Below are 26,924 nucleotides of genomic sequence, written 5' to 3'. Positions count from 1 at the left end.
CGGAATTCATCGCATATAATGGCAAGTCGGCAAAATGTCTTATACTTTAGTATAATTAATAGCTAAATTATTGCCAGAAACGTTAAAGAAAGGAAGTGCTTATGTCTGAGGATATGGTAATAGGTTCAGATGATATTATGGAACATGCGGTGGAAGCTGAGATCTTCCTTAAACAATTTGCGAATAAAACACGTCTCATGGTGCTTTGTTCATTGTTGAAAGAGGAAAAGTCGGTAACCGAGCTTCTAGAGGTAGTCAATGTTTCACAGCCCGTGATTTCTCAACACCTCGCATTATTGCGAGAATCAAAAATGGTAGCTACCAGAAGGGAAGGCCAAACAATTTACTATCGTCTTGCGGATGAGCGTGTTAAACGACTTATTGCGCTGATGGACGAATTCTTCTGCGAGTAGGTTTTTCTTAATTATCATTAAAACAACAATGTCCGCCACATAGCGGACATTGTATCGTTTAACATTCCTTCAAATTCATATCTGAAACTATTTATCCAGTTGTTTGCACAACATGGCGATGTAATCTTCTTCTGGAATTCTATCACTATCTACTTCTGGTCTATTGACTAATTCATCATGGCTTAGGTTAACCGCGACACTGTGTGCGGCCCAATCAATATTTTCAATATCCCCCGGCAATAGCGCCAAGTGTTTACCGCCTGGAAGCCAGTTATTGGTATCGACCACCAGCATTATTATTTTCCAACTTCGCGTATCGATTATAAAGTTGCTTATGTGCCCAACATTGTCGGTAGTCGTGGCAACTTCATAGCCTCCCACTTCTCCCACAGCCCTCAAGTGATTACTTGTTTTCTTAGGGTTAAGTGTTTCAGATTCTTCCGCCTGCTGTAATTCAACAAGCTCATTGGGATGTGCAAACTCTCCCCATGCTCCTGGCCCAATCCAGTAGTAGCCGTAGCCGAAATATTTAAAGAGGTTCTCCTCATACTCTCGAGACACGGGCTTATGTTCATCAATTGATGGGCTGTTCTTTAACTTTTCAACAGTCATATTTACATGAACACTGTCATCACTGCTGTCTAGTTCTGTAACGGCAATGGGAGAAATAACCACTTTTCTGCTAAGCGGAAGCCACGTATTTGTATCTGCAACCAGATAACGTACGGTAAACGTTTCATCGTCAAAAAGAATATCGCGAACGCCGCCTACTTTGTCATCAACGGCATGAATAGAAAAGTGAGTAAGCTGTTTTGAACTAATGATCATCGTTGCGCCTCCTTTGCTAGGGCTCTTTGTATAGAGCGACAGTTATTATTAGTTAACGTCACTCTTTAATACTCTAAGTGTAGACAGTCCTTAACCTTTCTTCATTTTCTTCTTGCTTAACCTTGATTGAGATCATTTATCGCTTAAAACAAAAAAGCTCGCCTGAGCGAGCTTTTTAACGTTGACTGATATGTTTTAGGGTTAGGCTACATCAAACTCTTCATCAGAATAATCATCATCGTATTCTGATTGATTACTAGCACTGCTATGAAGGGTATAAAAATGTTTTTTCCCTCTTGCCAGCTTTACATATTTTGCCCATGCCTTTTCGAGGTTATTTACTGCTTCAACTTTGCCATTAATGAACGAAACGAAGTGTTGCTCATCTTCACTTTCTGGCGAAAGTTCACCGTTTTCGAGGCCTAATAAAGTCTTGCCATAGTTAGTTAGAAGATCGGCTTCAGTGATACTGAAGTCACCTGATTTACGAAATCCATAGGGAAACTTTTGACGGTCAATATATGGTTTTGCAGATAGTCGAATAGCTAAACTTTTCATGTTGTACCCAACGTATTGTTTTGTTCAGCGCACTTTTAAAATAAATATAACCGAAGATAAAACAAAAGATTTTTTCCTTATCAATAAAAAATTTTTAATAGGTCAAAAAGTAATGGAATCTAATAAGAATATTGCCGCGAATAGGCTCTCTGAAACGTTATAGAACGAGAGTTCACCTCTTTTAACCTGATGAAATTTATCAATATATCCGACTTTTGGAACAAGTTTTTGCGGTGGGAAATTTGTAACAAAAATGAAACATGTGTTGGCGAAGTGCTCCTGTGAAAATACAGTAAAAATGTCATCAAAAATTCTTGTCGCTACGATGATTAAAATTCGTTTTCTATTTTTCGGCTTAGGATGATAATTGAAAAGTGTTCATAACCCAGAGAAGTCAATGAGTAAAGACTATCGTTACCAGCGTGATGAATGGGACTCGGTAGAAGAGGAAGGTCTTCACGCAAAAAAATCAACTTCCAAACGTCACAGCTCTGTAAAAATAAAACAGAAGCGGGACATGCAACGCCGAGAGAAGCAGCGTCGTTTGCATCAAGAAGAGTATTAACGCAACAAGTTGATGAATTTTTGATTAAGCGCATCGATTAAAGCGGTGCGCTTCTGTGCATTTATATTTACTTACCGTATTATCTATGTCAATTTAGAGCCATATCAATTCGGTTGTACATCAAGCATGGATATACGCTTTCTCACCACTTTCATAGAGGTGACAAAAACACGTCACTTCGGTAAAGCCGCTGAAAATCTCTACCTCACTCAATCTGCCGTTAGTGCTAGAATAAAGCTGCTTGAGGAGTATTTTCACACGACGCTTTTTATTAGACAGCGCAACAGTATCCAACTCACGCAATCTGGGGAAAAGTTGCTGCCCTACGCTAAGCAATTGTGTGCCACACTCAACGAAGCCAAACAAGAGCTGCAGGTACAATCGTCTGAGTATGTGGTTTGCGGGGCAACACAGCTTGCCAGTGAATTACTGTTGCCCACAATGCTAAGCCACCTTCACAACTCATTTCCTGACTATTCCGTAAAGGCAGAAGTTTTGACGCTCGACTCACTGTCACGTCAACTACATGAAAGAGTTACAGATCTCGCTTTTTCTACTGAGCCGCTTAAGTCTGAAGAAGTGAATAGCGAGGTTTTGATGGAACACGAAATAGCATTATACCGTGTAGGTGAAATTTCCGATGCTGTTAATGCTGCTGATTTTGTAGCAATTGACTGGGGTACCAAAGCGAGAGACTGGCTTCTTACCGCCTACCCGCAGCTTCGCGATGCAAAGTTAAGGACTAATTCGCTTAATCTTGCGCTAAATAACTTACTTAGCGAAGGGGGAATAGCCGTACTGCCCACCAATATAGAAAAGCAGATACCGGCCCATATTAACGTGGTTAAGATAAGAACCCTTGAAAACATACCATTAAGGTTATACATACACAGCATGAAGCAAATACGACGCGTGGGCCTTGCAGAGATAATAAACAGCGTATCTACAGTAAGTTAAATGGACCCAAAAGGTTTTGCGCAAATGCCAATCATATATGGCGCATCAACAACAGAATTTAAAAGAGAGTACTATGTCTCAAATACATCCTTTATTAGAAAAAAACGCCTTCCAACGCTTAGAAACTAGCCTGGCCACGATTAAATCTGATAAGAAATTGTTTATCCTTAAAGATGAACATGGTTGCGTTATGTTAACCACCGACGAAGAAGATGGTGTACCGGTTTGGCCAGACGCTGAACTTGCGCGTTTGTGGGCTACAGAAGATTGGGCTCACTGTGAAGCAATGGAACTCAGTACTGAAGAGTTTCTAACCAAATGGGTTCCAGGTATGACGCAAGACGAACTCATGGTTATTGTTTGTCCTGTTCCCGCTGAAGAAGGTGAGGTCATTTCGCCACAAGAGTTTGCTGAGTACCTTTAACATGGTGCTCAAGATACTGTAAGTTCAAAAGTTACGGGTGATCTTAAGCAAAGAGCCTAGGGTAGTTATTTAGTAAGTAGATAGATACAATTGAGCGGCAGTTTAATCATAGGCCGCTCTTTGTATCTATGTCTCTTGTTATTAGATAACCCAAAGGAGGCGTTATGTTTACTGAACAACCCACAATGAACAGCCTATTTAGTCAACTTGGTCTAGGAAGTTCAGACGAAGAAATTGCAGAGTTTTTCGAAACACATAGAGGACTAAACAAAAGTCAGCATTTGCACGAGGCACCGTACTGGAGCGAAAGTCAGTCCGCATTTTTGAAAGATGCTATCGTAGAAGATGCTGCATGGGCTGAGGTTATCGATCAGTTAAATGTAGAACTGCACGAATAACGCGACTTAGCATGCATCTATCGCTTTCTTAGCTAATTTCTAATTTTTAAAAAAGGTAGTATCCGCTTTGTTACACCCAAACATTGATGATTTGTGGTTTGTCCCCTTAGGAGGGACAGGCGAAATTGGTATGAATCTAAATTTATACGGACACAATGGTCAATGGTTGATGGTGGACTGTGGGGTGTCATTCGATGAGCCCCTTGTTCCGAACTACAAAACTGACGCTTCAGTAGGCAGCGTTACTTCGTCTAAGGGTGCTACGCATCGAGTAGTTGCGCCTGACCCAACTTTTATAGCGAAGCAGAAAGATTCATTGGCCGGCATTGTGATCACTCACGCTCATGAGGATCATGTCGGCGCTATCCCTTACCTCTGGGAGCGGTTTCAGACGCCGATTTTTACTACCCCATTTACTGCCGAGGTGTTAAGGCGCAAACTAGCTAGGAGCAAGCTTGCCAACCGTATTCCTATCGTTGAAGTAGAGGCTGGTGACACCCGCCAAATTGGTCCCTTTAACGTCAATTGGTTGGCTATTACACACTCTTTGCCTGAGCCTTTTGCGCTCAAAATTACAACACCTGCAGGCACTGTTCTACACACTGCTGATTGGAAAATCGACGCTAACCCCATCACTGGATTACCCTTTGATGTAAACCTTTATAAGCAACTAGGGAACGAAAACATCCTTGCGTTAGTCGGCGATTCTACCAATGCCCCAAAGCCTGGTTTTTCCATTTCTGAAAGAAACTGTTATGACGGTTTACTCAGTACTATTTCGCCGCTTAAAGGGCGGGTGGTAGTCGGGTGCTTCGGCAGTAACATAGCTAGGCTTATTTCGTTAGCTAAAATTGCTAAAAAAACGAAACGCTACATGGCGCTGTACGGACGTTCGTTATTAAATATGTATGGTATTGCGAAGCAGCAAGGTATTTGGCCTGATGATTTACCAATAACTGACCCTCAACACTTGGGTTATCTGCCGCCACATGAAGTTTTAGCAGTAGCAACAGGGAGTCAAGGCGAGAAAAATACAGCCTTGGCGCGTTTAGCTCGCGATAATCATCCACACTTAACTTTGGACAAAGGCGACACTGCTATATTTTCCTCTATTGTGATCCCTGGTAACGAAGAGAGTGTAGGGCGTTTAAGTAAAGCGTTATCGGCGAAAGGGGTTACTGTAATTCACAGCGAGGATAGCGCCTTGCCTATTCATGCCAGCGGCCATCCTTGCGCTGAGGAACTTAAACTTATGTACCACTGGGTTAAACCTAAAATTGCTATACCGGTGCATGGTGAGCATATGCATTTACAGGCACATGCAGATATTGCTAAGGCGTGCGGGGTAATGAAACACTACGTGGGACAAAATGGCGATTTGTATCGGTTATCTCCTCAGCCCAGCATTCGCCGCCAAGTTGTTCCAGTGGGGCGGGTGCCAGTTCAACAAGACTAAACTTTTCGAAAAAAGTAGGGAAGAAAGAAAAAGTCTTGGCATGATTTAATCATTCTTTAATCCTTTTAAGACTTACTTTTTGCGTTTTTAAACGTCTTGCCTCTAGTGTAATTAGTTTATTAATATCAATGCGATAGCGGTATCTTAAGGAAGTGTAAAAACCTGCTTTTGAAACTGCCCATGTTTCGAACATTCTGGTACACTTAATTGCATAATAAAAATTTAAATTATGCGAACAACTTGTGATGAAGTTTTTATCCTACCTGGTTCTTTTGGCTTTTACTGTTTGTATTCATGCAGAGGCTTCTCCACGGCTTACCAACCCAGTTTTCCAATCGCTTTCGACAAAAAATGGACTGCCTCAAGATGTCGTAAACGACATTGTAATAAGTGACGATGGGTTTGTGTGGATTGCCACTGAAGGTGGATTAGTGCGCTGGGACGGCGTTAGAACAAAACGGATAACGGATTCTACTAACACGCTACTTGATGCTTCAATTCACAGATTAGCGCTGCAAGGCTCCGAAGGGCTTTGGTTTAGCATTTTTGGCAAGGGTAATTACTATCTGGATTTAACTACCCAAAAAATTGTTCAAATAGAGCCTACGAGTTACCACGATATTGAAGGTATGGTTCAACACGCCCAGACATTCCATTGGTACACTACTAATAAATTGGTCATCGCGCTTCCCGAAGAAGTTCAGCTATTTGATACTAAAGAAAAGAAATTAACTCGCCTTGCTAAGCTACCTACTGAGCTTTTGGAAAATAATCATATCATTCGAGCTGCTATTACTATTGACGATACTTTGCTGGTAGCAACATCTAAAGGCGCGTATGTAAAAAATATACACGATACAGAACAGCCACTGGTTAGCTTAGATTACTTAGGCGAGACACCACAGAATATTGACAACATCAATGCGAAGTTTCTGCTGTTGGATGAACAAAACAGAGTATGGATTTCAACGGTACTTGGCGTGTTCGTCGCACAAAAAGAAGATTTTATAGCGCAAGTCAACGGCGTTAAAAAGAGTGTATTTGATCAGGTAGTCAATAATAGAAATGTGTGGACTATGGTTCAGCACAAGGACAATGCATTCTGGATGGGGACTAATAAGGGTCTGTATCGACTAGTTAAAGCGTCAGACGGTTGGGAGAGCGAACACATTTTAGAGCCCAATAATGGGTTCACTGAAATCTCGAATAAAAAAATTACAGCAATAGCAAAAGACGAAACGGATAACTTGTGGATGAGTTCTGTCTACGCAGGCGCGCTGTACTTCGGTGTTAAAAGTGCTGATATATCTACCATTCAGAACGAGCGAGCGGGTGCAGAAAGCACTTTAACTAGTCACGTAGTGTGGACTTTCGCGGAAACCGAGCCCAATAAAATATGGATAGGTACTGACAATGGGCTAAATCATTATGACTTCACAACAAAAACATCTGACAAGTTTCTTTATTTTGACACCAAAGTTTATGGTCAGGGAGCGGTAGATAAAATTATTCCTTTGGAAAACGACAAGCTGTTCGTGAGTACTTATGAGGGCATCCGACTATTCGACCCGAAAACAGAGGAAATATCTCGCCCAGAAGTACTTAGTGGCGGAGATGATGTTGTCTTCGATACTTATATTCCCGGTATGGTTCTGTCTGATAACGATGTTTTGTACTTTATTGGGTATGAGGGTTTTTTTAAGTATGACGTCGAAAATAAAGCCATCTCTCCACTTAATTTAGACTCACGAGTTTTCGACATCAATTTCTCTTATGGCTTTATAGGGCAGTCTTCCTATCACAACAATAGGTTGTTCTTGGCTACCAAAGGAGGCTTGTGGTTAATAGATCCTGAGACTTCGCGACATGAACTTGTTTATCGTTTCCCAGAGTCGCAGCGCGGAAACGAGCGCTCAATATCATCTTGGGTCATTGACGATATGGGCGTGTTATGGCTTGCCTACAATGGCGTTGGTTTGATTGGTGTCGATGCTGATACATTCGAACCCCTATATAATTTAAACGACACTAATATTTTGTTATCAAACATAGTTTACGGGCTTCAAAAAGATGAGTTTGGGAACATCTGGTTTAGCTCGCATAAAGGTCTTCATCGGTACGATCCTTCCACTGCACAAATCAAAAATTTCATATACGGTCGTGAGCTAAGTGTTTCTGAATTTAACCAAGGTGCTTCGCTAAAACTTAATGATGGAAGGCTCGCCTATGGTTCAACAAGTGGAGCCGTTGTATTTTCGGCCTCGCAGCTTGAAAGATTAGATACAGAGAAAAGCATGCTGAGCAAAAAAACGGCCATTACTGAAGTTGCAGTAGACAATCGTGCTCTTAGCCAGCCCTTAAAAAACTTAAGTGGTTACCACTTTAATTTAGACTATGAAGACTACGGGTTAACCATTCACTTTTCTTCGCTTGCTATGTCTGGAATAGGTAAAGTTAAATATTACTATAAGTTTCTTAACGGTGACCGCGTGGTAACAGAAGGTGTTACCGACGATGCGAAAATAACCTTTACCAATATAGAGCCTGGCGACTATGTCTTTACCGTGGCGCCGACGCCAGGTAGCTTCGAATTTAACGTATTGCCGGCAGAAATAACGCTCTCCATGCCTTATGCTCCGCTTCGTTCACCACTGGCTTACTCCTTATATGCCACGCTTATTATTGGCCTTTTAGTCGCTTATTTACTCTCTAGACAACGTCACCTGTTTAGGCTGCAGAAGGCGCAACAACAGGTTACCTTATTTAGCGATGCGTTTAGACAAACTCGGGATTGGGTACTCATTTTTGATAAAAATAAGCGTTTAGTTGCCGCTAACCCCGCCTTCGAGCAAGTGTTTGGATTTAATAGCAGGGAGCCACTGCCAAAACAGTTAGCTCGCCTTTACCTGCGTTATCCCAACCTTAATCGACACCTTTCGGGTAAGTTACCCGAAATGCAAGGCGGTGACTTTTGGAAAGATGAGACCGCTATTGATGGTGCTGACGGTAAACGTTACGACGTTTTGATAGATATAACAGCAGTAAGTGGCGAAACTAATGACGCAGAACACTACTTGATTGTTATATCTGATATTACCGAGCAAAAAAATGCAGAACGCAAGCTGCTTAAAATTGCCACCTACGACAGTCTTACCGGCTTGGTTAACAGGACGTTACTACTCGATAGACTTGAGCACGCCATAGGGCTTGCGCGTCATCATGGGCATCGTGTAGCTGTGATGTTTGTTGACCTAGACAGATTTAAAGGCATCAATGATTCTCTAGGTCACGATTATGGCGACAAACTTCTACGTATTGTCGCTAATAGAATGCGAAACCTGGTGGCAGAGTCGGGTACGGTTGCGCGTCTTGGTGGCGATGAGTTCGTGATTGTTATTGAAGAGGTGGGCGCCGACGATGATTTAAGTTCATTTGTAGCGCAAATTATTGAATCGGTAGAAACACCTATTTCATTGGCTGAAGAAGTGCTTCGTGTATCTTGTAGTATTGGCGTTGCTTTTTATCCGGAAGATGCGTCTGAACCTGCCGAGCTTATCAAGCAAGCTGATGTTGCTATGTACAGCGCTAAAAAAGATGCGTTGAGCGGTTTTACTTATTTCACAAGTGATATGAATGAACGCGCAAAAACGCGCTTGCAGATAGAAAACAAAGTAAAACGCGCTTATTCAGATGACTGCTTCTTTAATCATTACCAGCCCATCATAGATGCAAGAACTAATAAAACGATTGGGGTAGAACTGCTGCTTCGGGGAAGGTTAGACGAGGAGCCGCTGTTCCCCGATCAGTTCATTCCAGTTTTAGAAGAGCTTAAATACATCATTGAAGTGACAAGGCAAGCCATGCGCCGCGCGGCTGAAGATTTGTCTTTGTGGTATGAAAAAGGCTTCGACGGTTATGTATCAATAAACCTATCTGCCCTCCACTTTAAAACTGAGTTCGACCTAAGCGGGGTACTAAGCCTGTTGAGCGAGTTTGGTTTACCAAAAGAGGCATTTAGATTTGAGATCACAGAAGGCGTATTGATGGATGATAGCGATAATGCGTTACGCCAGATTGAGCGGTTCGTAAAAGAAGGCTTTGTTTTAGCGTTAGACGACTTCGGAACTGGATACTCATCGCTAAGCTATTTAAAACGCTACCCGTTATCGGTACTAAAAATTGATAAAAGCTTCGTTAATGAGATGGCACCGGGTAATGCCAACGAAGCCTTAGTAACAACGACTATCGCGCTCGCAACGAACTTAAAGATGAGTTGTGTTGCAGAAGGCGTTGAAACACAGGCGCAGGTTGACGAACTTATCGAAAAGGCCTGCTATTTCCATCAAGGGTATTTTTACGCAAAGCCATGCGCGGCAAATGAAATAGTACCTATTTTGTTTAAAAATTGGTCTGAATAAACGTAATTAGTAGCGGCTTTTAACGTTAAACAATCATAAAGAGTAAAAAGCCGCATGTATAAAAAAACTAAATTTAGCGCTCAAATTGTTGTTATTCATCGCAAATAATGTAAACGCTTGTTTAAAAAGCTTGTTTTTCCATAAAAAATAAGGCTTATTAGAAGTCTGTGAAATCATTGTAAAAATGAGCTACATTATAACAACATATGAGTGACTTATGCCGCTAGACATGACAGTAAACGCAAATACCACGGAAGTAACAACCTCGCCATTAAGTATGTTGTACCACTGGGAAAAAAACCGTGGCAACGACGTATTTCTTACGCAGCCAATCAACGGTGAATATCACGATTACACTTGGAAACAAGTTGCGGAGCAAGCCCGAAAAGTGGCGGCACGCTTGCGTGAATTAGATTTCCCACAAGGCAGCCGCATTGGTATCTTTTCTAAAAACTGTGCAGAGTGGTTTATTGTCGACCTGGGCATAATGATGGCAGGTCACGTGTCGGTACCTATTTTCTCTACAGCCGGCCCTGATACGGTTCAGTATGTGCTGAAACACGCTGATGTACAGTTGCTGTTTGTAGGAAAGCTTGATAATACTGCCGAACAGGTAGCCTCAATTCCTTCAGAGTATCTAACTGTTGCCTTCCCTTATCCAAACATTGCTACCAAACAGCAGTGGAAAGAGTTCATGGATATAGCGCCAATCTCGGATTCACCTGTGCCTGACATGGACGACATGATGACAATTATCTACACGTCCGGAAGTACCGGCCAGCCAAAAGGGGTAGTGCACAGCTATAACACGGCTTGTTGGGCAGCCCGACGTTCACTGGATCAGTTAGGCATCAACGAAAATGATCGCACTATGAGTTATTTGCCCCTTGCACATATTACAGAGCGCGTGCTTGTAGAACTTTCAAGCTACTATAGCGGCGGAAAAATTCATTTTGTGGAAGACTTAGCGACCTTCCAACGAGATGTAGGTCATTGCCAGCCTACGCTGTTTATTTCTGTGCCTCGCCTATGGACAAAGTTCCAAATGGGCGTATTAGCGAAAATGCCGCAGAAAAAACTAGATACTCTACTTAAAATACCCTTCCTAAACAAAATTGTTGCCAAGAAGATTCGAAATGGCTTGGGTATAAATAATGCGCGCTTATGGGCGAGCGGTTCTGCACCATTGGCGCCCGCTGTTATTGAGTGGTTTGCGAAAATCGGTATCTACATTTCCGAAGGGTGGGGGATGACTGAAAACAGTGCTTACGGTACTGGTAGTGTACCTTTCAGACACGACAAAATTGGTTGTATCGGTAAGCCTTATGAGGGTGTCGATATTCGCACATCAGAGGAAGGCGAAATTCAGGTTAAGTCGCCATGCAACATGCTGGAATATTATTTAGAGCCTGATAAAACCGCTGAAGTCTTCACCGAAGACGGCTACTTGCGCACTGGCGACAAAGGCGTCATAGATAACGATGGCTACGTTAAAATTACTGGTCGTTTGAAGGACATCTTTAAAACGGCGAAGGGTAAATATGTTACACCGGCACCCATTGAAGCTAAATTTATGGAAAACCCCGTTGTTGAACAGGTGTGTGTAACGGGCACTAACTTACCTCAGCCGGTTGCGCTTTTGGTGTTGAGTGAGGAAGCGCAGAAGAAAGACAAAGCCAGCATTGAAGCTAGCCTTAAGAAAACGTTTGAAGCTATCAACGCTAAATTAGAAAGCCATCAGGTAATGGACCGCGTTGTTGTAATGAAAAACGAATGGAGTATTGAGAACGATTTACTTACCCCAACGCTTAAGGTTAAGCGCCATGTGCTAGAAGAGCGATTTGTTGACATTATACAAGGTAACTACAGCGATAAATTGGTGTGGGTTGACGCGTAAGTCGCCTGCTTAACCATATTTTTCTAGTTAGATTAAAAAAGCTCTGTCCAAGGACAGAGCTTTTTTGTAGTAGCCTTATGAAAACAGCCTGGCGTTGAACAGGTTATTTCTTTTGCGCCCTCAAGTCTCCACACAGCACTCTCTAATACGCGAGTCTCACTTCAACGCTCAAGCTTAAAACGCTATTGGGATGAAGCTTTATCGGGCCTAAGGGAAGTTTAAGAAGGGTAGCGTGCGCGCAAGCCTTCGTACACTAAATCGCTAAACTCGGGCTTAGTCAAATCAAGTGCGTCCATGACTTCAACTAAGTGCTCGTTGTCTTCGCGCCCTTCCCATACTTTGACGTATGTTCCTTCTTTGTAACCGTTATCTTGACGGAAGAAATTGAGAACATTTTTGCCAACATACTGACGATACAACTCGTTAGCCGACATTTCGCATTGGCTCACGATAAACATAAATAGTGGAACGCTGAAGCGCTTAGCCGCGCATAGGCCTGTCATTAATTCTAAATTATCAAGAAGGGACTGATTAGATGCGTCGTAGTCTTTACCATCAAAGGTCACTTGAGTATTGCCACTTGCCAGCTCAGCCGCAATACTTTTGGCTGACTCACTGATATCACCTTTATATTCAATAATGCATGCGCTCAGCGCAAAATGCCAAATGTCCACGAGCTCCATTTGAAGCTGAGGCAAATCTTTTTTCTGTGCTTTCCACCATTTCCAGCCGTGATGTTCAATGGCTTCAACAGACTCAACCATAGCTGCACGCAAGTATCCATATCCTGCATTTAGCCAGTTTGGGTTTACTTTGGCGTTCATTTTATCTTGAAGAGAAAGCATGGTGGCGAGTTGTTGGGCGGTTAACATTGTTGCTCCTGACCGTGAATGTGTAATGCATCTTTTAAAGGCGAAATTGTACTTGAATGACGATGAAGGAGAAACTGCTAAATTTTAGCCAATAATAGTGAAGCATCTTCTTTACTAAGTGCTTGCTTGTGGTGCACTTGCACCAGAGTAAAACCATGACTGATTAGTCATATTTTCTAAATTGCCCTAAGTGTTTGAATTTTAAGTATTACAAAAATTGGCATTCTACCTGCAAAACCTAAAGAGTTAACAGTGCTGCCCAGTAGCGCTAACGTGAATGAGTGCCAGGCAACGCTTATTCACGTTGTTACTGAGTAGACCGTAAACCTTACCCATACAGATTTTTCGTGTCCTGAGGTCTGTATGGGTTTTTTTTGTCTAAAAAACGATACCATTACTTTTCTCGTACCTCCGATACCTAGCTTTTTCCTATTAGCTGCCACTGTGTTGTTTGGATACGGTTGTTTATATCATTGCCTTAGTCCTTATTTTTATCTTCATAAGACATTTGCTTATCTATTTTTTTGAGAAATAACTTAACTACTTGGCCTAATGCGATACACTTAAATGATAAGTTCGACGATGCGTGCATAGTCTTTATACAGAACCTAATAGCACGTTTTACAAAGGATTTTTCGATTGCTTGCGTTATACCCCTCTAATAAATTAGAACACTTAAGTTTTCTTCTTACCACGCTTTTACGTCAGCAACCCTTGGGGGTATTTACGCCAGAAACCATTCTGGTTGAAAGCCCAGGTATGCAACATTGGGTTAGTATGCAATTAGCCACTGAACACGGCGTGGCGATGAACATTGATTACCCGCTGCCTGTACGCTTTATGTGGAATACAGCGCGTTCTGTATTAGGGCAGGATAAAGTACCTAAGCAATCTCCTTATCGTCGTGAAGTACTGACTTGGCGCATTGACAATATTCTTCAAGATGACTCACTGATGAACAGTGAAGCTTTTGAGCAAGTAAATAGATATTGGAAAAACGCCGGCAGCGAGCAGGAGCAGGGCCTTCAGCGTCTTCAACTTGCTACTGCGTTAGCTGACGTGTACGAACAATATCTCTTATACCGTCCCGACTGGCTGTTTAAGTGGGAAGCGAATGAACGGGCTGTATTCGATGATATGGAATTATGGCAAAGCGAAATTTGGCGTATTCTTGCCAAAGAAGAGCCGTTGCATCCTGCTCGTTTGCATCAAATGACCTTAGAAGCGTTAGGAGCGTTAGAGGCAGGTGACATACCAAATGATCCCGTCGGTCATTTACCCAAGCGCGTTATTGTCTTTGCCATTAACACCATGGCACCGCAACTAATAGCATTTTTTGACGCCCTCGCACAGCATATTGATATTCATATATTCCACCTAAACCCCAGCGTAAATTATTGGGGGGAAGCGAAAAGTAGTAGCGAACAAGCCAAGCTATTACGCCTGGAAGGACTTAAAAAATGGATGGAAGAAGACCAGTCCAATCCATTACTTGGCAACTTAGGTAAGCAGGGAAGAGAGCTATTTAATCTTCTTACCGAACTGGACACGTTTGAGATAAGCGCTTTTGATTCGCCAGAATTCGACGAAGTGGTCGACAACGGTGATACAAAGCCAACTCGCAGCCTGCTGGATTATATCCACAACGATATTTTACAAGCCGCTCAACCTGCGCCATTCACTAGCGAACTAAAACAAAATGATGATAGCGTCACTATCATGTGCACTCATTCCGCGCTTCGCGAGGTGCAAGTGTTGCACGACCATTTATTGCATTGGTTATCTCAAGATAAAACGCGTACCCCATCAGATATTCTTGTGATGTGCCCGGCTATTGAAAACTATGCGCCATTTGTTGATGCCGTATTTCACAGGGTTGGTACTAAAAGCTTAGCTGGCACCGGGCAGGTTAGACTTCCCTGTACCATTGCAGATAGAAGCCCTATGGACGCAGAGCCACTCATCGCGGCGTTTATGGCGCTTTTGCAGCTACCTGATAGCCGCTTTGGCGTGTCGGATATTATGGATTATTTGCAGCTGGACTCTGTACAAAAACGATTCTCAGTGTCTCAAGACGACATAGAACAAATGTTGGTGTGGCTGAAACAAGCCCATATCCATTGGGGCCTTAATAGTACCCATAAAACCGCTGTATCGGAGGGCGTTAAACTAGATGAAACGTACAGCTGGTGGTGGGGCATTCGTAGGCTGCTAATGGGGATGTTGGCGCAAGACGCCGAAGTGGTTGTGAGTGACCTACTTACTATTCCAGACGTTGAGGGGCAAAGTGCGCTAACCCTAGGTAAACTTATTGATATAGTGGCAATGCTCGGGGAATTTGCACAAGAGTTAACCGCTCCAAGAACACCTGAACAGTGGTCCAAAGCGTTAATCGACCTTCGCGATGCGTGCTTTATGCCTATAAAAGACCAGCAGCAAAGCTGGGATCTTATTGCTAACGTTGCAGCCGATCTTGCAGCACGATGCGAAGAAGCGGGTTACCAGCATGAATTGTCCTTGCGCCAAGTACGCGATCTTTTGCTGAATCGATTCTCATCACCAGACGCAGGTAACCACTTCATGACCGGTCAGGTCACGGTATGTTCAATGTTGCCAATGCGAAGTATACCGTTTAAAAAAGTGTGTATTCTTGGCCTAAATGACAGTGAGTTCCCAAGAAAATCAAGCCCCCTAGGCCTGGATTTAATGGCAGGTGCGAACCGTAGGGTTGGCGATCGTTCAAGGCGTTTGGAAGACAGATATTTATTTCTTGAAGCCATTATTTCAACGCGGGAAAGCCTGTACTTAAGCTATCAAGGCAACGACGTTACCAATAACAGTGAGCGCCAACCTAGTCTGGTACTGGCTGAGTTTATGGACATGCTGGAAAATAGCTACGCTCTGGCCTTGTCTAGATACCGAGTACATGCGCCGCTTCACCCCTTTAGTGAAGAGGGGTTCGCTGGACAATTGCCAAGCTACGAAACCGGTTGGCTTAGACTGGCCGATGCGCTACAGCATACAAAGTCACAGTCTGATAAGACAGGTGTTGATAGCAACGACTCTAATCATTTAGCGATGCCTGATGAGTCATCCAATGCGCTTTCAACACAAGTACTTCGACTATCAAATAGCCAAGTTGCAAGAGCCTTTAAAGACCCTCTTGAGCACTTTTCTATACAAAGGCTAGGTGTAAACTTATCACAGTCATTTACGCTGCTGGAAAACAGCGAGCCATTTGAGACCAATGCGTTACTGCGCTATCAGGTGCTTGATGCCATCTTCTCATCGCCTGAACGCAAGTTGTCACAAGAGCATGACTCAATTTCATACGGTGAACAGGTGATCGCTTTTGCGTCGCTTCGGGGCGATATTCCCAATAACCCCGTTGCCAGAGATGAAGTTGAAATGTGGAAAGAAGGGGCGTTAGCATTAAGTCAGGCTATGGGACCTCACGATGCTGAACCTGTAAAGGCGCAGTTCCAAGGTAAATTTATCACCTTTACCACAACTGCCCTTGTTGGTAGCGACGCGTTAGTAGAGCTTTGTGCCGGTAAAATAGACTCCCACCGCGCGTTAAGCTTTTTCATCTCTCAATTGATATTTTCATGCAGTGATGAAGCAACAAAATACAGCAATTATCCATTGGATATTTATTCATGTTCATGGGAAAAGGGCGAAACTGTATTGAAGAAACAGCGTTTCCCTTCTTATGACCAAGAAACTGCGGTGCGGCTACTCTTGTTTATAGAACAGCTTTATATGGCTGTTTATACGGCGCCAACGCCAGTGCATTTAAGCTTGTTTGGTACCTTTATGCCCGGCACAAGAAACTCAGAGACTAAGCCCGTGGTTGAAAGCATAAAACCGGATATGTTTAACCATATACTGCATGCACTGCTGCATAGTACAGATGTTACAAGTGAAACAGACAAAGCCATTCTCGATCTAATTCAACAGGTAATTGAGGAAGTCTGCCCGTTTGCTGAGAAAGACAGCGACACTACTCGCGAAATAATGAGTGACAGAAACGAAAAAGCGAAACAGATCGTTGGTCAATCTGCCGCACTTTTTGACACAATTGAATTACAGCGTGCGCTCACCGATTGGCAGCAAAGTAACGGGCAGTACAGTGCAGATATGGCAAGCAATCCTTATCTCAACTGGCTATTCCCGCAAGGTGTTAGCTGGAACGATGCCCCGCACTTGTGTGCCTTTGTACTTTTGTCCATGGTCAATAATGCGTCTCAGGAGGAGAAGTTATGAGCCAAAATTCTGTATCCCCTGAAAATTACGTGAACGAGCGACCCCATAGCGAAGCGCAATTGCTTGACGTGGTGGCTATGCCGCTAAAAGGGCGACACCTTATCGAAGCGAGCGCTGGTACAGGTAAAACCTTTAACATTACGCGTTTGTACCTACGCTTGCTGTTAGAAAAAAAGCTTAACGTTAAAGAAATATTGGTGATGACCTTCACCAAAGCCGCTACCGAAGAAATTAAGGGGCGGATTGCGGCCACCCTAAGAGAGGCATTGCTTATTTGGCAGCAAGCCAAAGACAACGGCAACGAAATAGACGCTAGCTGCGACCCTGTTTATCAGAGCTTGTTTAATAGCTGCGACCCTGATGAGAGTTTAGCCCTGTTAAAAGCAGCGCAGCTGGAGCTTGATGAGGCGTCAGTGTTCACTATCCACGGTTTTTGTCAGCACGTTATTACTCAGCTGGCGTTCAACAGTGGCTTCGCCATGTCGCTCAATTTGGGTAACGATACTAGCGATTTATATCTTCAGGCTGCCGAAGATTTCATTCGAAAAATAAGTAAAAGTGAGGACGATTTCAGGCTGTTGGCAGAGTCTGGTTGGCATACACCTGAAAACCTGCTGCGTGAATTTAATGCCAGCATAAAAAGTACTCTGACCCCATTAATGCTAACTGAGGACGACATTGAAGCGGCTTTTAACAAACAGCTGGATGACGCGCCAAACACGTCTTTGACCTATGTGAAATCTTTACTGCAAAGTGTGGAAGAAAACGAAGGCCTAATCGTAGAGCAGCTTATTAAAACACCGGCCCATAAAAAAGAAAGGCCCCAAGAATTGGCAGCGCTTAAAGCATGGTTAGGCTCTTGCGTAAGTGAGCAGCAGTATTATCTTGCACCACCAGAAGCAGAGGCTTTTGTTAAGGGGAATCGATATGCTCGGAATTCTTCAGGCGTAAAGGAGATTTTAACGCCAATTAAGGAATTTGCTAGTGCGCTTAAAAAAGCATTTGCCGAGAAAGATAAAGCACTAGGTAAAGTACCTGTTTTCAAGTTGGTTATTGAAGCTATTGCTTTTATCAAAGAGCGAGTTGAAAAGCAGAAAAAACAGTTGGGTGTTATCGACTTCGACGACCTTATTCGCATGTTAGCTGATGAGGTTATAAAGCCAAACAATACCCTTGTGCCAGAACTTCGTAAGAAGTTTCCAGTCGCGCTAATCGATGAGTTTCAGGACACTGATGCTAAGCAATACGCTATTTTAGACTCGGTATATCCTAATTTAGCTGAAGCTGATGAAAGTGCGCTGCTAATGATTGGCGACCCGAAACAGGCTATTTATCGCTTTCGGGGAGGCGATATTTTTACCTATTTAAAAGCGGGTAGGCAGGCGGATTACCGCTGGGTTATGAACACTAACTGGCGTTCAGTGGAAGGTATGGTAAGGGCCTACAATCGATTATTCTACGGTGCGCCAGTGGCATCGGGTAAACCCGCTGATGTATTTGGCTTCGGTATTAATTACAACCCTGTTGAATTTACCCCTAAAGCCGCAGCTGCTAAGGCACCTTTGGTAGACCCCGCTGAGCAAAATAATGTAGCGAAACGCAGTGCAATGAATTACGTGAGCATGTGTTTAGAGGAGAAAGAAAACACTAACATTATGCGGCGTAAAATGGCGCAGTGGATTGCGCAAGAAATTTATCGCTTGTTGAATGAAGCGCATTTTAAAGCGGCGGACGGTCACACTACGCCAGTAAAACCTCAAGATATCGCCATTCTGGTCAAAGACAGAACCGAAGCAGGCGCTATCAAAAATGTATTACAGCAAAAAGGGCTGGCCTGTGTTTATTTAAGCGATCGCAGTAATCTATTTGCCAGTGCTGAGGCGAAAGACGTGCTTAGGTTGCTTAATGGCATTTGGCATGCGAACGACACCAGTAAAGTAGCGTCCAGTTTGGCATCTCCGCTTTGGGGCTATAGCGCAAATACCCTTATCGAACTGCTTTATCACGAAGATGATGCTCAGTGGGATGCCGCTATCGATAAAGTACTATCCCTGCGTGAGATGTGGCTGCAAAAAGGCTGTATGAGCGTACTGCTGCACTTAATGCAAGACAGTTATCAGCCCCATGCCGACAGTGTGGAGCGGGCGTTAACCAACTATCAGCATTTAGCGGAAGTACTGGAAAAAGCTAGCACTACACACCAGCGCCCTGAGCAACTATTGGATTGGTTGAATAAGCAAATCCACAAGCCGGAAAGTGACGAAGAGCTAACGCTTCGCCTTGAGAGTGATAGTCAGCTTATTCGTCTTATTACTCAGCATGGCTCAAAAGGCCTTGAGTATCCAATAGTTTTTGTACCCTATGCCACGGGCTATAAAGACGCGTCGAAAAATGGAAAGGCGACATCGCAAATCTTTACCTATTACGACGAAGAGAAGCAAGACTTGCAGATGCAGCTGGGGCAAACGCCACAAGCCATAGCTCGGGTTCAACGTGAAAGCGAAGCGGAAGATATGCGCTTGGCCTATGTGGCAGTAACCCGTGCAGCGCACCGCTGCTACATGGGGGTTGTACCTCTTGCCAACAATGAAAAAAGCGCACTGGCTCGAGCCTTAGGCGTAAGTGGGGATAGCGGCAACAACGATTGGCCAAGTGTATTAAGTAGGGTCGCCGCAGAAGTTGCGTCTCATGCAAGCCACATCGATGGTGACGAGTTCGAAGAAGTGTATTCAGGCTTTGAGCAAGAAGATGAGCTGCCACAACTTAGCGCGTTGCAATTTACCGGCACGGCGAGCGAAGAATGGCGGCTGTATTCATTTTCAGCGATGAGCCGTTTAACTACGGTAAGCACGAGCGCGAACACGACACCAGTAGAAGCTTCAGGTCAAACACTTCCGAGTGTGCCCGTACTTCAAACCATTCGTGATGAAGAGGTGTATGCGGCGGATTCACTTGTGGGGAGAGAAGAGCTGTTAGGCGCAAGTAATGCAGATCCTTCTTTTAGCACTACAACTATAATCAGTAAAAGTGACTTGCGTTTTACTTTGGAAAAAGGTGCAAGCGCAGGTAACTTACTTCACGATATTCTTGAGAACAGTGATTTTAGTGCGCCTGAATGGGAAGAAACTGGCAAAGAACTCGTTAAACGCTTTGGTCTAGATGAAAAGCGCACGCCGCTACTTTACGAGTGGCTTGAAGAAACGTTACAGACGCCTTTGTATCCTAAAATGCAATTAAGCATGAGTGATTTACCGTTAGCGCAAACCCTGCGTGAAGCGGAGTTCTACTTTCCCATGAACGATACGCAATGGGTACAGCTTCGTGATGTTCTTACTCGCCACCGCCAATCTGTAGCTGACTCCATTGGTGGTAAGGCCGAGGCCGCGCCTCAGCTAATCACGACGAAATTGCAAGGAATGATGCACGGTTTCATCGACTTGATTTTTGAGCATGATGGTCAGTTTTTTGTGGCGGATTACAAATCAACCTGGCTGGGAGATACCTTAGATAGCTACTTACCCGTTGCGCTGTTTCACAATAATCAGCACCACCTTTACGATCTTCAATATTTAATTTACTGCTTAGCGTTACATCGCTATTTAAAAAATACCCTGCCTGATTACGACCCTGATGTTCATTTCGGCGGTGTGTATTACCTATATTTACGCGGCATGCACCCAGAGAACGAACGGGGTGAAGGCGTGTTTTATACCGATATTCCTTCGTCTTTGCTCATGCAAATAGATTCAGTATTTGAAAGTGGTGGCAATAGTCAGCAAAGCGATAATTTGAAAAGTGCAGGCACTACTCAACAGCATTCAGAACAGCAGCAGTTTAGTTTCGATGACAAGTAGTGGCATCAAGGACAATATAGTTAGGAAAATAATGAACAACAATCAACATTCTGTATCGTCGTTTTTCGATAACTTGTTTGGCATCGAAGCTATCGACAAATTTGTCGCGAAAGAATTTGGCTTTATTGATGAACTAGCACAAGAAGAGAGGTTTATCTGGGCTGGGGTACTGGCGTATTTGTCATACATGCAGCGTAACGGGCATAGCTGTATCTATCTTAAAGAAGTAGCTGGAACGACCCTTTTCAAAGAGACTGACACCGAACAAGCGGCTGGCTTGTCGGCACAAGTGCAAGAAAGCGAAAGTGCATCATCTATTCACAATCCCCAAGGGGTCATATATCAACAAGAGCCAGAACAACAAGAGTCAGAACAGACCCTTAAGCCAGGTTTAGAACTACCTCAGCTTACTCCGTTACTAAAAATCGTAAAAAGCGCGCTGGGAAATGAACAAGTTGCTCAATTATTTGTTTATGAAAACGGTAGGCTTTATAGCCGTCGTTATTATGAGTTTGAACAAGAGGTAGCGCGAGACATAGTGAAACGGGCGGCGCTTACGCCGTTAACAGAAGACGCGAATGACAAAGTAAAGCAACTTTGGCCCGCTATATTCCCTACCGAAACTACAGATCAACAAGATTGGCAGCAAATTGCTGTTGCTAAAAGTTTAATGCAGGGTTTCTGTGTCATAAATGGTGGACCTGGAACCGGTAAAACCTATACCGTATTGCGCCTATTACTGGCGCTGCAGGCGTGTGACAAAGACCTAAATATTGTATTAGCTGCCCCAACCGGCAAGGCGCAGCAACGTATGACCGAGTCTATCGTTAACAGTATTGAAGGGCTTCGCGGCAAGGTGAACGATGCTGCGCTTGATAATGTTCCTACTGACGCTGTAACGCTGCATAGATTGTTAGGATTGCGAGAATACGGTGTATCAACCAAGTACAATCAGCACAATCAATTAGCCGCAGATGTGCTCATTGTCGATGAGGCAAGTATGGTCGACCTAGCGTTAATGACGCGCATTGTCCGCGCATTGCCGGACCATGCACGACTCTATTTTATCGGTGATGCCGACCAGCTTCCAGCCGTTGAGCTTGGCAATGTGTTAGAGCAACTGGTTAGTGACACAACAAGCTTTGACGTAGTAGAGAATGTATCGTCGAGCAGCGAAAGTAGTTCACACAGTGATAACGGCCCGCTTTCATTGGGGGGCGTGCCTTCGTTAATACGCCAGCATATTGCCACGCTATGCCCACATCTTCCTATGTTACCTGTTAATGAGCAAGCCAAAAGCTATGTGGCAACACTGCAAGCACCGCAGCGTTTCAAAGGCCAAGTCGCAAAAGTAGCGACGGCCATCCAGAGAGGGGATGCTGGTGGAGCGATCACTGCCATCGCCGAAGGAGGTGATGAAAGTAGCAAAAAAGCAAAGCTACCTCCAAACGTAGCTTCAAACTCGGATTCAAATAGCAAGCCTCGCTTAAAAGAAGGCGTGCATTTATGGTCAGAAGATGAAGTTGGCAGTCGTGATCTACATGAGTTGGCTAAAGAAAGCTTCTTTCCCATTTTTGATGCCGATAGTGCCGAAGAAGCGCTTAACCGCTTAAACTATGTCAGGTGGCTCACACCGGTTCGCAAGGGTGCAATGGGAGTAGAGGGCTTAAATAGCTTAGTGTTCGATGCCATCAAGCACAAAATCAAAAAGCGAGAAGGGCATTTCTATCAAGGTCAGCCCATAATGATTGTAAAAAATCATCATCCACAGCGGCTATCTAATGGTGAAGTAGGCGTAATCTGGCCTGATAGCACGGGTAAGCTGTATGCATGGTTTTACCAAGACGCAAAAGGTGCAGACCAACAAGCCTCGCCAGGTACGGGCGAAAATGCTACTGGCGTACAAAACCAAATGCAAAAACAAGTGTTACGCAGCATATCGTTATCAAGAGTGCCACAGTTTGAAACCGTATATGCCATGACCATTCACAAATCCCAAGGCTCTGAATTCAACCACGTTGTACTCATACTGCCCAAGCCCGATAGTGAGAAAGCCGCCAACCTATTTCATCGGGGTTTAGTGTATACCGGCTTAACCCGTGCAAAAGGCGGTTGTTTGATCATTTCAAACAACACGACATTTAGCCATATGGTTCAGCGAGTAGATAAGCGCTATTCAGGACTGTCAGAAGCAATCAGCCAATACCTAGAGGGTAAGACTGGCGAAGTCACAAAAACAGAGTAGAACAAATGTACTCTGACCCCCAAATTTTGGGGTCAGAGTACATTTCTGCGTTGTTATTTCACAGGCGTAAACAGACAAAGGCCGTTTTTGTTAATAGCAATTGGCGTTTTGCTTATCAAATAAATACGGGTGGGTGCGCTTACGCGCAAAATACCGCCTTCAGCGTTTAAAAACTGTGAAGGCAAAAGCACAGAATTGTCATCATCTTCAAGGCGATTAGTTTCAGCTTTTATGGAGAAGTGCGATAAGCCGAAATGATCTAGCCAGCCCAATATATTATTTGGTGTCGCAACAAAATGATCGTGCTTTAATAAGCTGCTGTGTAACGTAATGTTCGCACCGAAAACGGGTTTGTTTTCTATAGCCATCTGCGTATTCGGCTTTATATGCAGCCGATATAGCCCATGTGACTCCGGCACAATATCATCATTTGCATCTGTATCATTCACTAGCGTTAGCATACAAAGTTTCACGGGGTAATTCTGATGACTTTATTGTGGTGGAGTTACGTTTGTCCTGCGTTGATGTGGATCAATCAGAGGCAAATACTGGGCTACAAGCTATTTTTAAAACGGTGGTCGTATGAAAAGGTCAGCACCAAATATTTTGGATAGTGAACTAAGCTATTTGCGCATTAAGCAATTCGCCAAGGCGCCTAATAGCTTCGGTCCGTTCAGATTGAGTACTATCAATAAAATTAAAACGCAAACAATGCCGATATTTCCCCGTCGCTGAAAACAGCTGTCCGGGCGCGACATAAATACCCTGTTGTTTGGCCTCATCGGCAAGCTTAACACTGTCGTAACGGCTGTTGAGCTCGACCCACAGCACATAGCCACCTTGAGGCTAGCTAATACACGTGTCTGAAGGGAAAAAGCGTTTAATGTCTGCACGCAGAGCATCTCGCGCGCTCACGTAGTAATGGCGCATGGACCTAATGTGTTTGTCGTAGCCACCCTGCTCAATAAAGCTTGCTATAGCTAACTGGGGCAAGGTAGGGCACATAGAGCTACTGACATACTTAGCATGTAGTACTTTGTTTCTATAGCTACCGGGCGCTATCCAACCTACGCGAAAGCCAGGTGCGAGGGTTTTTGAAAACGACGAACATAGCAAAACGCGACCGTCCTCATCGAACGATTTTATCGTTTTTGGTCGGGGGTAAGAATAAGCTATATCGCCGTAAATATCGTCTTCGATAATGGCAATGTCGTATTCTCTCGCCAACTCGTATAGCGCTTGCTTTTTTGCCTCAGGCATAACGAATCCCTGCGGGTTATTCACCGTTGGAGCGACTAAAATTGCCTTTATCGGCCATTGGTCAAGCGCTAGTTTTAATGCCTCTATACTTAGCCCCGTTTCAGAGTCGGTGGGAATTTCTAACGCTTTCAACTCTGCGCCCTTTATAGCCTGCATAGCACCGTAGAACCCAGGAGATTCTACCGCTATCACGTCACCAGCGCTTGCCACTGCACGAAGACACACTGATAGTGCTTCTTGGCAGCCAGAGGTCACAATAAATTCATCGCTTTGTAACACACAGCCAGATGCTGCGGCCAATCGGCTTAGCTGTTTTCGCAGAGTTTCATCACCTTTTACGTCACCGTATATCATGCCGTCTAAGGCTCTATGTTTGGTTAGTTCATGCAGACGTTTTATCAGCGGTTTAAGGGTTTTGGCGGTCATGTTAGGCATGGCATGCTGGAACTGACAAAGGGTATTAACATTGTGGTCTTTACTGAAGGTATTCAGCAAAGTGTCTAGCACATCTTCCCATTGAGACACATCCATAGGACGCTGAGGTGGCTTCGTCATGCGTGGCGTGTTGTCTATTAATACACTACGGGCAACAAAATAACCTGATTTAGGCTTTGCCTCTACCAGTTGCTGCGCTTCTAAAACACGATAAGCTTCCTGCACGGTAGCAATACTTACTTTATGCTCCGTTGACAGCTGCCTTACAGAAGGTAATTTGTTTCCCACCTCAAAAACACCACGTTCGATTTGGGCTTTAAGTTCATGGGCTAATGTTTCATAAAGCGTCATCGTAACCTTTATTCTTCTGAAGTCACCTGCATACAGATAACTATATCTTAGATAACGGGTGCTTTTAACCATACAGATTAGTCAAATAACAACCATACAGAGATGAATATGGCTAAACTGTATGGCTGTTTTTAAAAGTGTTTGAGTCTGATGCATACAGAAATATGGCTGTAATGTGTTAGCGAAAAACAAGCGTTTGGTTAACCCAGTTTCTCTCAAAGAAACGCATTACTTACCTCAACACATAAGGACTGTCATGGAAACATCTCTTCTCATCGCACTGGCGACATTCGCATTCATCAGCACGGTAACGCCTGGCCCAAATAATATGATGCTTTTGGCTTCAGGGGCACAATACGGTTATAAACGTTCGCTGCCGCACATGTTGGGTATCGTGATTGGCGTTGCAGGGCTAATGGTAAGCACATTGCTAGGCATTGGCGCGCTGTTCAACATATTCCCTGTGCTGTACAGTGTGCTTAAGATACTTGGCGTTGCATATCTGTTATGGTTAGCATTTAAAATTGCCACCGGGCCAGTGGATGAAATTGAGATAAAATCAGCCAGACGTCAGGAGCCACTCAAATGGTGGGAAGGGGCATTATTTCAGTTGATAAACCCTAAAGCATGGATGATGGCGTTAGCGAGTGTAGGCACATTTTCCCTGCCTGGAGAGCATTATACGGAATCTGGCATTGCAATTGTTGCCGCCTTTGCAGTTATTGGGTTTCCTTGTATTTCGCTATGGGCTGCAGTAGGTGCAAGAATTCGTGTATGGTTGAGTTCGCCAATTCGAAGACGACAATTTAACCTTACAATGGGCGCGGCCACAGCTGCAACGTTGTTTTTAATTGTGTAACCTTTGTATTAACTTGGTGCAAGCTCTTAGAGAAAGGCGACTAACTAGTATCTCTTAAAAACTTGATGAAAGGAACGCGAATAATGAATTTGGTCGGTAACTTCATTCAATACCTAAATGCTTATGAAAAAAAGAACTTAGACAGCATTTCCGACATGTTTTCAGATGACATCGCATTACGTGATTGGAAAATTTCCGTACAAGGTAAATCTTTAGCAATTGACGAAACACGCAAAAACTTTGCGAATGCAGACTCAATAGAAATACACGTGCTATCAACCATGGCAAACGATAATATGGTGTCTGGAGAGCTTAAAATTGTGGTTGATAAAGCAGAAACATTATTTGTCGTCGATGTCTTAACATTTGATGAAGACGGTAAAATCACCTCTATTCATGCTTATCTAGGACGTGAAGATTAAGCTAAGTTGCAGTAAAACCCTATAGGAGCAAGTGCTCATGGAATTGAATCAAGTTACACTACCTGTTACCAATATGGCTGAAGCGGTTGAGTTTTATCTTACCCTTGGGTTTACACAAATAGTAGATACACCGCATTATGCAAGGTTTACGTGCCCAGAAGGCACCTCCACATTTTCACTCTCTTTAGAAAGCGAAAACGTGCAAAATCACAGCGTGATTTACTTTGAACATGAAGCGTTAGACGAGCTATATGCATCGCTCGTAGAAAAGGGTATTCATTTTGATCAACCGCCCACTGAACAACGTTATCTTTGGAAAGAAGCTATTTTAAAAGACCCATCTGGCAATAAAATAAAGCTTTATTGGGCGGGAGAAAACAGAGTAAACCCGCCGTGGAAAGTAGAAATTAAGCAGTAACTATTTAAATAAATATACCGAGACAATT

The 26,924-nt window shown here is 43.7% G+C and carries 20 protein-coding genes; 14 read left to right on the top strand and 6 right to left on the bottom strand.

Annotated features, from left to right (window positions below; translation table 11 throughout):
* The first annotated feature begins 101 nt into the window (after positions 1-101).
* A complete protein-coding gene (locus IW644_RS13680; protein ID WP_179983727.1) occupies positions 102-413 on the top strand; it encodes an ArsR/SmtB family transcription factor in 312 nt (103 codons plus the stop codon).
* 87 nt (positions 414-500) lie between these two features.
* On the opposite strand, the gene IW644_RS13675 is transcribed toward IW644_RS13680, so the two are convergent.
* Positions 501-1,241, bottom strand: a complete 741-nt coding sequence (locus IW644_RS13675) for a PRC-barrel domain-containing protein (RefSeq protein ID WP_269918073.1) — start codon at positions 1,239-1,241, stop codon at positions 501-503.
* A gap of 201 nt (positions 1,242-1,442) precedes the next feature.
* Positions 1,443-1,799, bottom strand: a complete 357-nt coding sequence (gene maoP, locus IW644_RS13670) for a DUF413 domain-containing protein (protein ID WP_269918072.1) — start codon at positions 1,797-1,799, stop codon at positions 1,443-1,445.
* Between the two features lie 367 nt (positions 1,800-2,166).
* On the opposite strand from maoP, the gene IW644_RS13665 reads away from it, so the two are divergent.
* The 7 genes from IW644_RS13665 (at position 2,167) to IW644_RS13635 (ending at position 11,914) form a co-directional block, all read left to right on the top strand.
* Positions 2,167-2,364, top strand: coding sequence for a hypothetical protein (locus IW644_RS13665; protein WP_269918071.1), 198 nt, complete (start codon positions 2,167-2,169; stop codon positions 2,362-2,364).
* Between the two features lie 126 nt (positions 2,365-2,490).
* Entirely contained in the window at positions 2,491-3,321 is an 831-nt protein-coding gene (locus IW644_RS13660; protein WP_269918070.1) for a LysR family transcriptional regulator, read from the top strand.
* A gap of 73 nt (positions 3,322-3,394) precedes the next feature.
* Complete coding sequence (locus IW644_RS13655) at positions 3,395-3,745, top strand: DUF2750 domain-containing protein (RefSeq protein WP_269918069.1); 351 nt, start codon at positions 3,395-3,397, stop codon at positions 3,743-3,745.
* A 164-nt stretch (positions 3,746-3,909) separates the two neighbouring features.
* Positions 3,910-4,143, top strand: a complete 234-nt coding sequence (locus IW644_RS13650; protein ID WP_179983722.1) for a DUF2789 domain-containing protein — start codon at positions 3,910-3,912, stop codon at positions 4,141-4,143.
* 67 nt (positions 4,144-4,210) lie between these two features.
* Positions 4,211-5,599 (top strand): ribonuclease J, encoded by a 1,389-nt coding sequence (locus IW644_RS13645; RefSeq protein ID WP_269918068.1) that lies wholly within the window; start codon positions 4,211-4,213, stop codon positions 5,597-5,599.
* Between the two features lie 245 nt (positions 5,600-5,844).
* Positions 5,845-10,017: an EAL domain-containing protein gene (locus IW644_RS13640; protein WP_269918130.1), complete on the top strand. Its 4,173-nt coding sequence runs from the start codon at positions 5,845-5,847 to the stop codon at positions 10,015-10,017.
* Between the two features lie 217 nt (positions 10,018-10,234).
* The gene (locus IW644_RS13635; RefSeq protein ID WP_269918067.1) at positions 10,235-11,914 is read left to right on the top strand and encodes an AMP-binding protein; all 1,680 of its coding nucleotides are present in this window, start codon (positions 10,235-10,237) and stop codon (positions 11,912-11,914) included.
* 218 nt (positions 11,915-12,132) lie between these two features.
* On the opposite strand, the gene IW644_RS13630 is transcribed toward IW644_RS13635, so the two are convergent.
* Positions 12,133-12,786, bottom strand: a complete 654-nt coding sequence (locus IW644_RS13630) for a dUTP diphosphatase (RefSeq protein WP_269918066.1) — start codon at positions 12,784-12,786, stop codon at positions 12,133-12,135.
* 639 nt (positions 12,787-13,425) lie between these two features.
* Here IW644_RS13630 and recC point away from each other — a divergent pair.
* Genes recC through recD form a run of 3 tightly spaced genes read left to right on the top strand, consistent with a single transcriptional unit; the run spans position 13,426 to position 23,151 of the window.
* On the top strand, positions 13,426-17,052 hold the full coding sequence (gene recC, locus IW644_RS13625; protein ID WP_269918065.1) for an exodeoxyribonuclease V subunit gamma: 3,627 nt from the start codon (positions 13,426-13,428) through the stop codon (positions 17,050-17,052).
* Positions 17,049-20,906, top strand: a complete 3,858-nt coding sequence (gene recB / locus IW644_RS13620) for an exodeoxyribonuclease V subunit beta (protein WP_269918064.1) — start codon at positions 17,049-17,051, stop codon at positions 20,904-20,906. The genes recC and recB overlap by 4 nt, the downstream gene beginning before the upstream one ends.
* A gap of 31 nt (positions 20,907-20,937) precedes the next feature.
* A complete protein-coding gene (recD, locus tag IW644_RS13615; protein WP_269918063.1) occupies positions 20,938-23,151 on the top strand; it encodes an exodeoxyribonuclease V subunit alpha in 2,214 nt (737 codons plus the stop codon).
* A gap of 53 nt (positions 23,152-23,204) precedes the next feature.
* On the opposite strand, the gene IW644_RS13610 is transcribed toward recD, so the two are convergent.
* From IW644_RS13610 to IW644_RS13600, 3 genes are all read right to left on the bottom strand, one after another.
* The gene (locus IW644_RS13610; protein ID WP_269918062.1) at positions 23,205-23,600 is read right to left on the bottom strand and encodes a hypothetical protein; all 396 of its coding nucleotides are present in this window, start codon (positions 23,598-23,600) and stop codon (positions 23,205-23,207) included.
* A gap of 169 nt (positions 23,601-23,769) precedes the next feature.
* Entirely contained in the window at positions 23,770-23,982 is a 213-nt protein-coding gene (locus tag IW644_RS13605; protein WP_269918061.1) for a hypothetical protein, read from the bottom strand.
* Positions 23,983-23,997: 15 nt separating this feature from the next.
* Positions 23,998-25,197 (bottom strand): aminotransferase-like domain-containing protein, encoded by a 1,200-nt coding sequence (locus tag IW644_RS13600; protein ID WP_269918060.1) that lies wholly within the window; start codon positions 25,195-25,197, stop codon positions 23,998-24,000.
* 256 nt (positions 25,198-25,453) lie between these two features.
* Here IW644_RS13600 and IW644_RS13595 point away from each other — a divergent pair, with 256 nt between their 5' ends.
* From IW644_RS13595 to IW644_RS13585, 3 genes are all read left to right on the top strand, one after another.
* The gene (locus IW644_RS13595; RefSeq protein ID WP_269918059.1) at positions 25,454-26,056 is read left to right on the top strand and encodes a LysE family translocator; all 603 of its coding nucleotides are present in this window, start codon (positions 25,454-25,456) and stop codon (positions 26,054-26,056) included.
* 83 nt (positions 26,057-26,139) lie between these two features.
* Positions 26,140-26,478, top strand: coding sequence for a nuclear transport factor 2 family protein (locus IW644_RS13590; RefSeq protein ID WP_269918058.1), 339 nt, complete (start codon positions 26,140-26,142; stop codon positions 26,476-26,478).
* Positions 26,479-26,515: 37 nt separating this feature from the next.
* On the top strand, positions 26,516-26,896 hold the full coding sequence (locus tag IW644_RS13585; RefSeq protein WP_269918057.1) for a VOC family protein: 381 nt from the start codon (positions 26,516-26,518) through the stop codon (positions 26,894-26,896).
* Positions 26,897-26,924 lie beyond the last annotated feature (28 nt).

Origin of the sequence: Alteromonas sp. PRIM-21, assembly GCF_027563165.1 — a bacterium.
GTDB lineage: Bacteria > Pseudomonadota > Gammaproteobacteria > Enterobacterales > Alteromonadaceae > Alteromonas > Alteromonas macleodii_A.
This window is presented reverse-complemented; position numbering and strand designations above follow the sequence as displayed.

What these genes read in the sequence shown, in the direction of transcription:
- IW644_RS13680 (WP_179983727.1), top strand. Translation starts at nt 102, where the DNA reads ATGTCTGAGGATATGGTAATAGGTTCAGATGATATTATGGAACATGCG.
- IW644_RS13675 (WP_269918073.1), bottom strand. Translation starts at nt 1,241, where the DNA reads ATGATCATTAGTTCAAAACAGCTTACTCACTTTTCTATTCATGCCGTT.
- maoP (WP_269918072.1), bottom strand. Translation starts at nt 1,799, where the DNA reads ATGAAAAGTTTAGCTATTCGACTATCTGCAAAACCATATATTGACCGT.
- IW644_RS13660 (WP_269918070.1), top strand. Translation starts at nt 2,491, where the DNA reads ATGGATATACGCTTTCTCACCACTTTCATAGAGGTGACAAAAACACGT.
- IW644_RS13655 (WP_269918069.1), top strand. Translation starts at nt 3,395, where the DNA reads ATGTCTCAAATACATCCTTTATTAGAAAAAAACGCCTTCCAACGCTTA.
- IW644_RS13650 (WP_179983722.1), top strand. Translation starts at nt 3,910, where the DNA reads ATGTTTACTGAACAACCCACAATGAACAGCCTATTTAGTCAACTTGGT.
- IW644_RS13640 (WP_269918130.1), top strand. Translation starts at nt 5,845, where the DNA reads ATGAAGTTTTTATCCTACCTGGTTCTTTTGGCTTTTACTGTTTGTATT.
- IW644_RS13635 (WP_269918067.1), top strand. Translation starts at nt 10,235, where the DNA reads ATGCCGCTAGACATGACAGTAAACGCAAATACCACGGAAGTAACAACC.
- IW644_RS13630 (WP_269918066.1), bottom strand. Translation starts at nt 12,786, where the DNA reads ATGTTAACCGCCCAACAACTCGCCACCATGCTTTCTCTTCAAGATAAA.
- recB (WP_269918064.1), top strand. Translation starts at nt 17,049, where the DNA reads ATGAGCCAAAATTCTGTATCCCCTGAAAATTACGTGAACGAGCGACCC.
- recD (WP_269918063.1), top strand. Translation starts at nt 20,938, where the DNA reads ATGAACAACAATCAACATTCTGTATCGTCGTTTTTCGATAACTTGTTT.
- IW644_RS13600 (WP_269918060.1), bottom strand. Translation starts at nt 25,197, where the DNA reads ATGACGCTTTATGAAACATTAGCCCATGAACTTAAAGCCCAAATCGAA.
- IW644_RS13595 (WP_269918059.1), top strand. Translation starts at nt 25,454, where the DNA reads ATGGAAACATCTCTTCTCATCGCACTGGCGACATTCGCATTCATCAGC.
- IW644_RS13590 (WP_269918058.1), top strand. Translation starts at nt 26,140, where the DNA reads ATGAATTTGGTCGGTAACTTCATTCAATACCTAAATGCTTATGAAAAA.
- IW644_RS13585 (WP_269918057.1), top strand. Translation starts at nt 26,516, where the DNA reads ATGGAATTGAATCAAGTTACACTACCTGTTACCAATATGGCTGAAGCG.